Annotated in this window: 13 protein-coding genes; 6 read left to right on the top strand and 7 right to left on the bottom strand. The window is 43.9% G+C overall.

Annotated features, from left to right (window positions below; genetic code table 11):
- Positions 1-114: 114 nt before the first annotated feature.
- Complete coding sequence (locus HUB64_RS05685; RefSeq protein ID WP_113938753.1) at positions 115-1,881, top strand: M61 family metallopeptidase; 1,767 nt, start codon at positions 115-117, stop codon at positions 1,879-1,881.
- 117 nt (positions 1,882-1,998) lie between these two features.
- Here HUB64_RS05685 and HUB64_RS05680 read toward each other — a convergent pair whose 3' ends face one another.
- Positions 1,999-2,634, bottom strand: coding sequence for a LuxR C-terminal-related transcriptional regulator (locus HUB64_RS05680; protein WP_028760305.1), 636 nt, complete (start codon positions 2,632-2,634; stop codon positions 1,999-2,001).
- Positions 2,635-2,931: 297 nt separating this feature from the next.
- Here HUB64_RS05680 and HUB64_RS05675 point away from each other — a divergent pair, with 297 nt between their 5' ends.
- The gene (locus HUB64_RS05675) at positions 2,932-3,678 is read left to right on the top strand and encodes a cytochrome b/b6 domain-containing protein (protein ID WP_113938754.1); all 747 of its coding nucleotides are present in this window, start codon (positions 2,932-2,934) and stop codon (positions 3,676-3,678) included.
- Positions 3,679-3,776: 98 nt separating this feature from the next.
- On the opposite strand, the gene HUB64_RS05670 is transcribed toward HUB64_RS05675, so the two are convergent.
- The 3 genes from HUB64_RS05670 to HUB64_RS05660 all read right to left on the bottom strand — a co-directional run bounded on the left by HUB64_RS05670 (position 3,777) and on the right by HUB64_RS05660 (position 6,177).
- Positions 3,777-4,127 carry a cytochrome c3 family protein gene (locus tag HUB64_RS05670; RefSeq protein ID WP_105252823.1) on the bottom strand — a complete coding sequence of 117 codons (351 nt, stop codon included), beginning with the start codon at positions 4,125-4,127 and terminating at the stop codon, positions 3,777-3,779.
- Between the two features lie 509 nt (positions 4,128-4,636).
- Entirely contained in the window at positions 4,637-5,719 is a 1,083-nt protein-coding gene (locus tag HUB64_RS05665) for an AI-2E family transporter (RefSeq protein ID WP_028760308.1), read from the bottom strand.
- A gap of 224 nt (positions 5,720-5,943) precedes the next feature.
- Positions 5,944-6,177, bottom strand: coding sequence for a sulfurtransferase TusA family protein (locus HUB64_RS05660; RefSeq protein WP_113938755.1), 234 nt, complete (start codon positions 6,175-6,177; stop codon positions 5,944-5,946).
- A 111-nt stretch (positions 6,178-6,288) separates the two neighbouring features.
- On the opposite strand from HUB64_RS05660, the gene HUB64_RS05655 reads away from it, so the two are divergent.
- The 3 genes from HUB64_RS05655 to HUB64_RS05645 all read left to right on the top strand — a co-directional run bounded on the left by HUB64_RS05655 (position 6,289) and on the right by HUB64_RS05645 (position 8,664).
- The gene (locus HUB64_RS05655) at positions 6,289-7,758 is read left to right on the top strand and encodes a M48 family metalloprotease (protein ID WP_173496555.1); all 1,470 of its coding nucleotides are present in this window, start codon (positions 6,289-6,291) and stop codon (positions 7,756-7,758) included.
- A 128-nt stretch (positions 7,759-7,886) separates the two neighbouring features.
- Positions 7,887-8,237: an arsenate reductase (glutaredoxin) gene (gene arsC / locus HUB64_RS05650; RefSeq protein WP_168823940.1), complete on the top strand. Its 351-nt coding sequence runs from the start codon at positions 7,887-7,889 to the stop codon at positions 8,235-8,237.
- A 52-nt stretch (positions 8,238-8,289) separates the two neighbouring features.
- Positions 8,290-8,664 (top strand): DUF2069 domain-containing protein, encoded by a 375-nt coding sequence (locus tag HUB64_RS05645; protein WP_028760312.1) that lies wholly within the window; start codon positions 8,290-8,292, stop codon positions 8,662-8,664.
- A 79-nt stretch (positions 8,665-8,743) separates the two neighbouring features.
- On the opposite strand, the gene HUB64_RS05640 is transcribed toward HUB64_RS05645, so the two are convergent.
- Positions 8,744-8,932 (bottom strand): hypothetical protein, encoded by a 189-nt coding sequence (locus tag HUB64_RS05640; RefSeq protein ID WP_173496554.1) that lies wholly within the window; start codon positions 8,930-8,932, stop codon positions 8,744-8,746.
- Positions 8,933-9,074: 142 nt separating this feature from the next.
- On the opposite strand from HUB64_RS05640, the gene HUB64_RS05635 reads away from it, so the two are divergent.
- On the top strand, positions 9,075-11,030 hold the full coding sequence (locus HUB64_RS05635; protein ID WP_173496553.1) for a hypothetical protein: 1,956 nt from the start codon (positions 9,075-9,077) through the stop codon (positions 11,028-11,030).
- Between the two features lie 118 nt (positions 11,031-11,148).
- On the opposite strand, the gene hda is transcribed toward HUB64_RS05635, so the two are convergent.
- On the bottom strand, positions 11,149-11,859 hold the full coding sequence (gene hda / locus HUB64_RS05630) for a DnaA inactivator Hda (RefSeq protein ID WP_168823935.1): 711 nt from the start codon (positions 11,857-11,859) through the stop codon (positions 11,149-11,151).
- A gap of 62 nt (positions 11,860-11,921) precedes the next feature.
- On the bottom strand, positions 11,922-13,013 hold the full coding sequence (locus HUB64_RS05625) for a DUF2066 domain-containing protein (protein WP_173496552.1): 1,092 nt from the start codon (positions 13,011-13,013) through the stop codon (positions 11,922-11,924).
- Between the last annotated feature and the right edge of the window lie 124 nt (positions 13,014-13,137).

The raw sequence follows: 13,137 nt of genomic DNA, 5'->3' as shown, positions 1-13,137 counted from the left end.
TATACTAGCAATTCAATACTTTGTGTCTGCAGATATTTTGCTTTTCATTTGCCAGTTGCAGGCATTTTTGGCAGCATGGCCACCATTAAAATACTCAGGTTTTGCAGGATAAATATGATCCATTACCAGATAATCCCCGTCGATCCGAAAGCCCATTTATTCGCTGTCACTATGACATTATCACAACCCAAGCCAGTGCAAGTCTTTAGCCTACCCGCTTGGCTGCCCGGCAGTTATATGGTGCGCGACTTTGCCAAAAACATCATTGAACTCAAGGCACAAGATGCACAAGGCCAGACACTTAAGCTCACCCAACTAGATAAGCAAACTTGGTCGGTTGACAATAATAGCAGCGAAATTATTCTGACTTATCAAGTGTATGCTTGGGATCTGTCGGTGCGCACCGCGCATTTGGACATGACCCACGGCTTCTTTAACGGCAGTAGCGTGTTTTTATCTGCCCATGGTTTTGAAGACACTTTACACACCGTCTCTATAGATCCACCAACAGAGCCAACATTAAGTGACTGGCGCCTTGCGACCAGCATAACCCGCACCAGTGGTGACGATTTTGCCTTCGGCCAATTTTCAGCTAAAAGCTATGACGAGCTCATCGATCATCCGGTGGAAATGGGCTTATTCACCTTAGGGAGTTTTGATGCCTGTGGCGTGCGGCATGATATCGTACTCAATGGTCGCCACCGTGCTTGCATGCCAAGGCTCTGCCAAGATTTAAAGACCATTTGTGAGTATCAGATTAACTTCTTTGGTACGCCTGCACCGTTTAAACGTTATTTGTTTATGACCACAGTATTAGACAATGGCTTTGGCGGTTTAGAGCACAGAGCTTCTACTGCATTAATGTGTTCACGCAAAGACTTACCGCTGTCGCTCGATATGCCAATCAATAATGACTATCGCACTTATTTATCCCTGTGCAGCCACGAGTATTTCCACAGCTGGAACGTTAAGCGCATTAAGCCTGAATGCTTTTTACCCTATAAACTTGAGGCAGAAACCTATACGCCACAATTATGGGCCTATGAAGGCATCACCTCCTATTACGATGACTTTCTTACCTATCGTGCAGGTCTGGTAGATGAACAAAGCTATTTAGATATGCTGAGTGAGACCTTCACCCGTGTCTATCGCAGCCAGGGGCGCTTTAAACAAAGTGTTAAGGACTCAAGCTTTAATGCTTGGACTAAGTTCTACAAGCAAGATGAAAACGCACAAAATGCCATCATCAGTTATTACACTAAAGGGGCTCTGTTTGCGCTGTATTTAGATTTAACCCTGCGCAGCGAAACCCAGGGCAAATACAATCTCGACCATGTTATGCAGATTTTATGGCAGGAATATGCTCTGCAAGATAAAGGCACCACAGATACTTGCCATCAAGCCATCGTGGAACGACTCCTTGGTCGTGATTGCCAAGATCTGTTTGCCTACTTAGATAGCACTGACGATATTCCGTTAGCGGCTTTACTCGCCGAATTTGGGGTCGACTTGAGTCTTCGAGCCAGTCAAGGTGCGCAAGATGTGGGCGGCGGGCAAGCGAAAGGTTATGAGATTGCATTCGGCGCGAAAACCCAAGCAGCACCTGTAGGATTAAAAATCGTGACTGTCACCCAAGGCAGCCCTGCACACCTTGCAGGGTTAAGTGCAGGTGATGTGTTAATTGCCGCGGATAACCTACAAGTCACAGGACAATTTGAGGCGCAGCTACAGCAGTATCCGCTGCGTGAATCGTTGAATTTACATTGGTTTAGACGGGATGAATTGATGACGGGTGAATTGATGATAACTGCCGCGCCTAAGGATACTGTCGCCCTATCCATTCGTGACAAAAGCAAAATAGCGGCTTGGCTTGGACGTTAATAGGCTTTCGGCTTAAGACTACTTTTGAGAAATAATAAAAGGGGCTTTAGCCCCTTTTATCTGACATAAGACTTAACTTAAACGTATATCCGTGTGTATATCAATACTGATATCGACTTAAACCACCACATCGTGCAAATAGGTTTGTGCCCACGCAATCGCTTGACCACGGCTAGACACTCCAATTTTACGGAATACTCGGTACAAATGGGTTTTTATCGTGCTTTCACTGACAAACAACTGATTGGCGATATCTAAATTAGTACTTCCCGTCAACAATGCTTGTAATACTTCACGCTCACGGATAGTTAACGGTTCAGTGTCTTCGAACAACCCAAAATCATCATTTACCCCATTAATGAGCTGAATTGGGATGACCCTATGACCTCGTAAAATATTCGAGAGTCCTAGGCTTATCTCAGTTAAACCTGCATCGAGATAAAACACCCCTGCAGTTGTGGCAGCTTGCATTAAAAAACGTGCATCCACTTGTTTAGGGAACTGCAAATAGACAACCCGCACACTCGGTTGCTCACGGGCAAGTAAACGCTGAAATTGATGGGCTTTTTGAAGATCAACAGTCGCTAAATCGATCACGACCATGGAGGCATTATTATCTTTGATTTTCTCACACATCTCATCAGGGCTGACTTGGGTCAACTTAACGAGAAACTCCTGCGGCCAACGTCCTGCGAGCAATTCCATCAATACTTGCGATCGTGACACTACAATCCAATGTAATATTTTGAACATCCTGCTCACTCCCTGTCTGGTTAACGATTATTCACTTTAAGGATCTAAGATCCTCCAAATACGACTTCAACATCCGTTCAATAGACTTCCAAGTCTACCGTGGTCACGATATTAGCATTAGATAAAACAGATTAAAAAGACTTACGTAAAAAATATTTACCGTACGCAAATCAAAAACTTCTAACACTTTCGTTGACTACACTATCAATCAGAAGTCTTAATTGAAACTGAAAAAAGTTACTGAAACTTTAGGATAAAAGCGTAAGATCATACCAACACAAAAAATAAGGAAATTCCATGTCCAGCAGTAACCCCACCGCTTTTGAAATAAAATCCTATCCTGTGTGGGACAAACCGACGCGATTATTTCATTGGATTAATGTCATTCTTGTGCTCGCACTCATCTTAGTCGGTGGCATCATGATGTATCGCACTGAGCTAGGCATATCTGAGTTAACAGGTAAAATTGGCTTGAAAACTTTACATGTGTGCATAGGATATGCGTTCGCAATAAACCTCATAGTCCGCCTTGTGTGGGGTTTTATCGGTAACAAATATGCGCGTTTCAGCCACATGTTTCCCAATGCTAATAGCAAAAGCGAATTAATAGCTTATAAGACTGAATTAGCCGCGGGGAAAAATCCGCAGTATTTAGGTCATAACCCTAAAGGTAAATTTGCCGTGCTGACCATCATGTTGCTATTAGTGACCATAATGATCACTGGACTTTTACGTGCAGGTACAGATATTTATTATCCGCCGCTAGGTAGTGCTGTACAAAGCTATCTTGCCGATACCAATGTCGAACCAACAAGCTTAAAACCCTATGATGCAACGGGTGTGAACGCAGAAAAAGCGGATGCACTTAAACCAATGAAAGGATTGGCAGGTCAAGTGCACGTCTATGCAGTTTATCTACTCTTACTACTGATTTTACTACATGTATTCGCGGTGATTTATACTGAAGTAAAACGTCAACCAGGGATTATTTCAGCCATGTTTTCGGGTAAAAAAATCATCCAAGGCCAACCCAAAGATGAGTAATGAGTGACTTTAGTCATAAAAATAACGCCAGCTATTCGCTGGCGTTATTTATTTAGACATGAAGGTATATACCAACTTTTCTAAACGTATTTTTGAGATTATTTTTTCAGAACAGTTGCTGGGGTACGACCATCATCATGGCAACTTTCACAGGTAGGTTTTTGACCGACATTCATATCATGTACCGCATGACAATCTGCACAGACTAAATTACCGTCATGTGGCTTATGCACAGCGTCCATTTCAGCATAGGTACCATGACAACTTTGGCACTGTGCAAATTCAAAGGCACCATCCGCAGAAGGTGTACCATCTTTATGACAGCTTTCGCATCCACCCGACTCAGCATGGAAATCAGACAATTTTTGATCTGCAGCAAATGCGGTTGGCGACAGCGCTAACGCTGCAAGACTTGCCCCGAAAAGCGCACTTAATAGTTTTTTGCTCACAATAGTATCCTCCAATGGCGATTGTCAGTGGAAATTCTTGTCAGGGTGACTTCCATCTCTCAACCAAAATAAATAGCACGACTCGATATAACTTAGCTAAGGATGAACGAATAAGCAAACCCAAACTAAGCGACACAACTTTATCAACATACTCAAGGGTAAAATGTGCGCTGCATCATGTAACCACATGCTTATATAAGAGTTTTACATCTACCTAACCTAGAGGCTACATAATGTAAATCCCTAAACTGGCAAGCGACAGAATAAATCCCCCTTAATCTAAAACTAAAAGCTCAATTCATGATGATACTTAAGACAAAGTGATAATAAAAAGGAATGACAATAAGTAAATGGGTACAGAGTACTAGACGATGATGCTTTAAATAGTGAAGGCACAACATTCAACCAAAACGCCTCTGGCACTTAATTCAAATGCCAGAAGGAATTGCGATAACGGTTAACTCGCCCACTATAACCAATGATACAAATAGCTATTAGACAGGTAGGCATCAACTCGCATCAAGTTTATTGTCAGCCTCAAGCTCTGTTTTAGGCCAAGCGTTAATCACGGCTTTGACCAACGATGCCAATGGAATGGCAAAGAATACTCCCCATACACCCCATAAACCGCCAAAGACTAAAACGGCCGCTATGATGATCACCGGATGTAAATCCACCGCATCGGAGAACAAAATAGGCACGAGTAAATTACCGTCGAGCGCCTGAATAATACCGTAACCCAACATTAAATAGCCAAATTCAGAACTAAAACCCCACTGAAAAAATGCCACTAGGGCGATAGGTAATGTAACTAAGGTTGCACCGACATAAGGGATCAATACCGATAACCCTGTTAACACACCAAGCAACGCCGAATATCGCAGTCCCATCAAGGCAAACAAAATATAAGTTGCGACACCAACAACCACGATTTCGATCACTTTGCCACGAATGTAATTAAAAATCTGTTGGTGCATTTCAAACCAAACTTTACGGGCTAACTGGCGATTTACGGGAAAAAATCGCTTACTGCCGCTAATCAGTTGGTCTTTATCTTTTAAAAAGAAAAACACCAGTAAGGGGACTAAAATCGCGTACACCATCAAGACGAGTAAAGAAGCTGAATAACCGATTAATTGCTTAGCAATATCCAACACATGTTGAGTATCGAGCAGTTTTTTAAGCTCACCAACCATCAGATCTAACTGCTCTGGATTGATAAATCGTGGATATTGATTGATCAGCGTTTGTATTGTCAGCAAGCCTTTATCAATCATGCTAGGCAAGTCGGCAATTAAGCTAACACCTTGACGCCACACACTCGGAATTAAGCCAAATGTCAGTAAAACCACGATTCCCAAAAACAACACAATAACCAAGGACGCACCAGCGGTGCGATTAATCCCCAATTTAAGCATTTGCGCCACAGGCCATTCCAATAGAAATGCCAACACAAGAGCGACCAACAGCGGAGCAAGTAAACCTGCCGCAAAATAAATCACTAGCGCGAGCCCGACAAGAATAGCCATTAAGGTCACAGCTTGTGGATCACTAAAGCGCTCTTGATACCAACGAGAAAAAACAGTAAACATGGATCATTCCAATAGTGATGGTTGGCAAGGCTTCCCAAACGCTCAGGAAAGTTTATTTATCATGATGTTATTCGAGACTTTACTCAGTTAGACTTTCGCTCCTACACGTCAGCTAATCAAAAAATAAACTGATAGGAGTAAACAACCGAGCCTGAGCGGCACTCTGGCTCAGAATTAAGCGACTAATGTTAGTCTAAGAGGATTTAAACATAAAAATCCTCAATTTATCCCTGAGATAGATCAACTTTGGTGACCATCAAGGCTAACAGACCTGCATCATTACGCAACTCTTGCACGACATGCCCTTGTTTTTTTAAATATTGGGGAACATCTCGCCGCGAACCAGAGTCTAAGAGTAAGATATGCAACTGCTCACCCTCTCGCATTGGCTTCAATGCAAGCTTCACTTTCACTAAGGGTACTGGACAACGAAAGAGCGTTAAATCAATAAAAATCATAATGAACTTGCTATAGACGAACTTGGGCCATTATCCTAAGTTGCACCTCAAACTACAAGCTAAGTGCAGTATCTGCCTTTAGTTGAGATAATTAGAAATAAAAGGATCCGCTTGCGTAACTTGACTTTTTTGACTCGATTCAAACCTTTTGTTGCAGGCGCACTCTCCTTGATGCTGCTAACCTTCGCCGCCAAAAGCTTTGCCAACAATGACTTACCGGATTTAGGTACCGCCGCAGTTAACACCTTCAGCCTTGAAAAAGAAATGGTTTACGGTGATGCTTATATGCGCATCATTCGCTCATCGGCACCTATGCTAAATGACCCCGTGTTGAGTCAATATCTTACCGAGCTTGGCAATAAACTGGTCGCCCATGCCACAGGCGTAAAAACGCCGTTTTATTTTTTCCTATTACAAAATGATGAAATCAACGCCTTCGCCTTCTTTGGTGGCCATGTTGCCGTGCACACAGGCTTATTTCTCAATGCCGACAATGAAAGCGAACTCGCTTCAGTATTAGGTCACGAAGTGACTCACGTTACTCAACGTCACCTTGCCCGATCCCTTGAAGCACAGCAAAAAAGTAATCCTGCAACAATTGCCGGTTTACTCGGCGCCATTTTGTTAACGATTGCAGTACCACAAGCAGGTATGGCGGCGCTTGCGACAACCCAAGCCATGGCGACACAATCGAAAATCAACTACACCCGTTTGCATGAAAAGGAAGCCGATCGCATCGGAATGCAAATTCTAGTGGATGCAGGCTTTAATCCTAATGCTGCAGCGGATTTCTTTGGTAAATTAGCCAGTCGTTATCGCTTTACCACAACACCACCACAAATGTTATTAACTCACCCATTGCCTGAATCGCGGATCACTGAAGCCCGTAACCGTGCCGAGCAATACCCTAAACGTTATATCCCTGATAATCTTAATTTTCAGCTAGCAAAAGCCCGTATTCAAGTCCGTTTTTCCAGCTATAGCGACGAAGCAGTATTAAGCATGTTTGATCGGCAGCTCAACAAACAGACCTATACCTTCAAAGAGGCAGCACTTTATGGCAAAGCGCTGGCTTTATATAGATTGAAGAAGTTTAATGAATCAGAAAAAATCGTCGATGAACTGTTAAAAATCGATAATAACAACCTGTTTTATATAGACACTAAATCTGATTTACTGATCGAACGTAAGGACTATGCAAAAGCGATTACTATGCTCGAAGCCCAGCGTAAAATGAAACCAACGTCTCAAGTGATCAATGCCAACTTAGCCAATATATATATCGAAGCCGATCAAGCCCCCAAAGCAATCCCTTTGCTGGAAGATATGATTTTCCTCGATAAACAAAATGAACTGCCCTATCAATTGTTGACTATGGTGTATAAAAAAACCGGCAATCAAGCATTGGAATATTTTTCCACCGCAGAGCTGATGGCCTTAGGTGCTAATTATAAGGGCGCAATCGATCAACTTAACTTCGCCTACCGTGCATCCGAAAATAATCCATTACAGCTTGCACGTATTGAAGCACGTATTCGCCAGTTTAAAATGGCTGATAAAGAGATGGATGCGCTTAAGTAATAAGTTGTTTTACAAATAGATTAAAGACAATTACCCATTTATGCGCCTCGAACACACTGACGGGGCGCGGTTTTTTCTGTTATTATCCGCGCCATTGTTATTTCAGCCCGTATTGAGCCTCTAGTACTATGACCCAAGCGACGATTTACCATAACCCACGTTGTTCAAAAAGCCGTGAAACCTTAGCTTTACTCGAGCAACAAGGCTGCGACATTACCTTAGTGGAATACTTAAAAAATCCCCCTACGGCTAAAGATATCGGCGACATTCTGGTTAAATTAGGCATCAGTGCTCGCGAATTAATGCGCACCAAGGAAGCAGAATATCAAGCCTTGGGACTTGCAGACTCATCACTAACAGAATTGCAGTTGATTGAGGCTATGGTCAACACACCTAAACTCATCGAACGGCCAATTGTGCTCGCCAATCAAAGCGCAGCCATCGGCCGTCCTCCTGAGAATGTACTTACTATTCTTTAACCCATAATTTTTAAACAAAAATGGCTTTTATTTTCAACCCTTAGGTAGACTTATGACGTCCAACACCTTATTTATCCTTAGCCGTTTAGGCTACTTTGCGCTAGTGCTGCTGTTAGGCGGTTGGTTTGTTGGCCAAGGGATTAGCGGTGAATACACCCTGCTATTTAGTCTCTTATGGATAGTGCCGTTATTACTACCCGCAAAGGGAGTTTTCCAAGGTAATCCATACACTTACGCTTGGGCAAGTTTTATTCTGTGCTTATATATGTTACATGGGCTCACCCTGCTTTATGTCACCAATGATGCCTTCGCTTTTGCCTTAATCGAAGTATTATTGATTGGCGTACTGCTAATCGCTTTCCCATTTTATGCCCGCATACGTGGTCGTGAACTGGGATTAGGCCTGAAGAAAAAATCTAAAGAATAGTCCGTTCAATGTATTTTCAGTGCCGTCTCACCTTGCTAGGTATGGCGGCATTTTTTATATTAGAAGGCCAAACCTTGGCTCAAATATCCCTTATGATCTCAGTCTGAATACCCATTTTAACCTTAGTTCTAACCTTAGTTTTAACCTTAGTTTCAACCTTAGTTTCAACCTTAGTTTCAACCTTAGTTTCAACCTTAGTTTCAACCTTAGTTTCAACCTTAGTTTCAACCTTAGTTTCAACCTCTGTTCCGACGTCAATTCCCATCACGACAAAATTAACACTTATTATACTTACACTGACTTTTTGCAACTAAGTGCCCGTGTTATAGTCAGTTTCTCACAGTATAAGCGTCCCATGACGCCACAAAAGTCTAAATAGCACAGCAGAGTTAACAAGGGAGAATGGTGTAATGGGAATGTCGATACCACTGAAATTTTTCGGATTTATGGCCTGCTCGGGCCTACTTGCGGCATGCGGAGGCGATGGTGATAGTCAACCAGATGATAGTGTAGTCACGCCCCCCTCCACTTCACTAGCACGCTGCACAGATAGCATTTCGCCACTCATTACCACCACGTCATCCTCAATTCGCTTTCAAACCGAGCAAAATTATGTGGCGGGTCAATCTAGTATTATCATTGCCAATATCCTAAATCGTGACAGCCAAGACTTAACCTTCCGTTGGCAGCAAATCGATGGCCCTAACATAGCACTAGTCAGTCAAAACAGCCCAGTATTAGCCTTTGATACTCCCACCGCAGGCGGCTACCGTTTTAGCTTGCATGTGACGGGCAGTAATTTAGATGTCACCGAAGAAATTGGCATTAATGTCGATCCCGCATCGACGGGTGTACTAAACGTCCGTCAAGATCACCAAGTGGTTGAAGGCAATAATGTGAGCTTAAGACTCGGGCAACAATCGGAATTAAGCGCAGCAAATATCTCTTGGTGTGTAGCATCTGGCCCAGATTTAATGGTCGATGTGAGCGATCCGTTTAGACCCTTGTTTACCGCGCCAACGGTCACCCAGGATACAATCACTCGGCTCAAAGTGAATGCCAACGTCAATGGCAATCAGCTTAGCGATGATGTCTTTGTGCTAACAACCTCGGCGCCAGCGATCCGCTCGCCATACTTCGATACCCCAGTTGCGCGCACCCATGCCTATCGTCCGGCTTCACCTTACGCCAATGTGCTAGCAAACTGTGTTTACTCCAATCAGCTTAATGATAGTTGCACTATCAATACCTTACCTTTGATAGGTCAAACCTCAAGCGATCTCAATCACGAGACGATTCTAAATCGAGTACTGGTTTCCCACGACTGGATGGGCGATAACTTTGCCGCCTTCTTAGCCCAGATGGACCCTAATAGCGATTTTGCCCGCCTGTTACAATCCGTCACGGCCGTGGTGATTAGCTATGATGTACGCCCTTCTTTTTATTGGGTAGTCACAGGGGCGATTTATCTCGATCCCAATGATTTATGGCTTACGCCAAGCCAGCGCGACACTATTAATGAGGCGCCGGATTACCGCAGTAATTTCGGAAATGATCTTAACTTTGTGATGCCTTGGCGTTATGTAAAAGATAACCAATATGCCTCCCTTGGCGTGCCTATCACCGTCAGAGCAAACCGCACATTAGCGCAAATCAATCCCGATCTGGCCTCCTTGTTGTATCACGAGCTCGCCCATGCCAATGACTTTTTTCCACGCAGCGTGCATGCCACACTCACAGGGCCAAGACTGTTAGATGACTACAGCCGCCGCAATGCCAGCAAGAGTCTAATTTCAGATCAAGTCAGCAAAACCTACCCATTAACGAGCACTGAAATGATGGGACTTGCCAATGTTAGTTTCCTCGGCGCAGCGGCGAGTAATGTGCAAAAGGCCTATCAAGCATCGGATGTCAGTACTTTCTTTTCTACCGATATCGCCAGCGACTTCTATGCCTATTCCAGTACCCGTGAAGACACGGCCATGTTATTTGAAGAAGCCATGATGAGTTATCGCTATCAAATATTGCGTGATGTCGCCGTCACCAATAAACCTGCGATTTTAACTGCGGATTCGCTGATTATTGACTGGGGACAAAGGGGACGAATTGCAAAAGACAGTCTAGAAAATCGCGCTGCGTTGGTGATTGATGAAATGCTGCCGGAGCTTAATGGGATCAGTCTGGTCGAAAGCCTACCCGAACCAATTAATATGGTGCAAGGTCAAAGCTGGCGTCAAACATTGGCAATATCGCCTGCGAATACGCAGCTCAAAGGCGAAAGCAATGCAGCTGCAATTAATGCCGAGTCTCGTTTTGAAGCCGAACTTCGCTTAAGTGGTGACCGTCACCAACATCCACAACAATAGCGTTTTAAATTTTAGATAAACAAAAGCCCGTATGTATTCAACATGACGGGCTTTACTCTTTTTGGCTTTAATGCCAGTAGGTTTTGTATCTTCAGAACGAACACAAACCATGCTGTATCTAAAGGTGCAGCATCTCTTTGGCAAACGGAATCGTGAGTTTACGCTGATGCACTAATGAGGCTTTATCTAACTTATCCAATACATCAAACAAGGTCCGCAAATCCCGCGCCATACGGTTCAGTAAAAAACGCCCGACATCTTCCGGTAATTGCAGGCCACGCATAGCAGCGCGGCGTTGCAGTGCGGCAAGTTTTTCATCATCTGCCATGGGTTGCAGTTGGTAATTCAACCCCCATTGCATACGTGAAACAAGATCTGGCAAGAGGAACCCAGCATCCGCAGGAGACGAGCTGCCGCTGACCACTAAGGCGCAATTCTTATTTTCTGCGACGCGATTGTAGAGATCAAAAATCGCCTCTTCCCAAACGGGGTGGCCGGCGATGGCATCGACATCATCGATACAAACCAAATCCAACTGTTCTAGGCCTTCAAGCAATGCGGTCGAAATACTCGCATGTATACCTAAGGGAATATAAAAGCTGCGACGTTCCACTTCATTAGCGTGGGCGCAAGCAGCGTGCATTAAATGGGTTCGACCCGATTTAACTGGGCCCCACAAATAGATGGCGGCTTCACCATGCCCTTCGGCATTCGCTCTCAATTTTTGAATAAGTTCATCATTACCCGCGGCGGGGTAATAACTATTAAAGGTTTCGTCGTCTGGCAAATGCACAGGTAACGAGAGTTGCAGAGGTGAGTTTAAGGGCACTCGGTCTTCTCAATATTAAATAAAAACAATGCCGTGCTTAACTAAGTACGGCCGATAACATCTTAATGTAAACGCCATTCATACACAGGTTTGCCAGTTTGATTAGAGACAGGGCTAAATTCACCTGCACTCACAGGTGCGACCACAGAAATACGCGGCTCTAAGCTTAATAAGCGTTGTAAATCCGTCTCTGAGCCAAATAAATCTAACGAGAAAGTCACAGTATTACCTTGAATATGCGTTAACGTGGCATTTTTAATCGCGCTGAGTTGCTTCAAATATTTTTCAACTTCAACTAATTGCGCCATTTTTTGGATATTAACGAAGGTAACACTCGCACCAAGCTGAGTACCAGTATCGGCAATCGCATACTTAGTAAAATAATATTCACCTAACGCCGCCATCATAGCGGTAATCGCTTGGGCCGAATTTTCAGCACTGCCGTTGTAACTTAATAACGGTGGCGTCAAAGAGTCAATGGTAGCCTTAGTATAAAGATTTAAACGATAACGAACCTGATTCCCGGCGGCATCAATTGCCACTAGCGCCAAAAAGTCAGCTTGATAGCGGCCAGATACACTCGCCACGATGTCGGCAAACATCCCTTTAATATCGTTAGGATTAATACCCATCAACTCATCAAGATCTAAGATAGGCAGGAGTACAGGTATACCGCGGGCATAGGAAAAATCGCTAAAAATCTTACGTTCGGCTAACGCAGATGAGTCGCCCAATATCATAGTGTCGCCATCACCAGGCATAGCGACCCAAAATAAGGTCAGCGGGCGTTGAGTTCCCCAAACAGGCAATTGTGCCTGACGCAGTAACGCCACTATGCGGCGGTGCTCAAAACTCGCGGTCAACAGCAATTGGCCATTTTGCTCGATATAACCATACTGGCTCAGCAAGGTATCAGGATTACTGAGCTGAGATTGGATTAGGCTGTTATCGAGGGATCGCGCCGTCCCAGTGTTCTTGATAATGACTTGCTCAAGTGCACTTTTTAAGGCTTTGTCGCGTTCAGCAACTGCGCGCGAAGACACAGGCACATTGGCCTCATCTAATTTACTCACCTCAACAGCATTGACGCTATTAATCGTGAACAGACAATATAGAAATGCAATTAAGCTCGGCTTCAATAGGAATTTCAGCATCTTTGAGTAGTTGAAGTAGCGTCAGATGAGGCAAATTGTACCATAGTTAGCGCCTTAAGCGAGTCTTGCCAAAATTTAGCCCCATTTCCATGCCTGCCATAGCACAGAAAACCCAAACAGTGAT

It is taken from the genome of Shewanella sp. ISTPL2 (assembly GCF_013283205.1).
Classification (GTDB): Bacteria; Pseudomonadota; Gammaproteobacteria; order Enterobacterales; family Shewanellaceae; genus Shewanella; species Shewanella oncorhynchi.
Note: the sequence above shows the minus strand (reverse complement) of the source record. Positions and strands in the feature narration are given on the sequence as shown.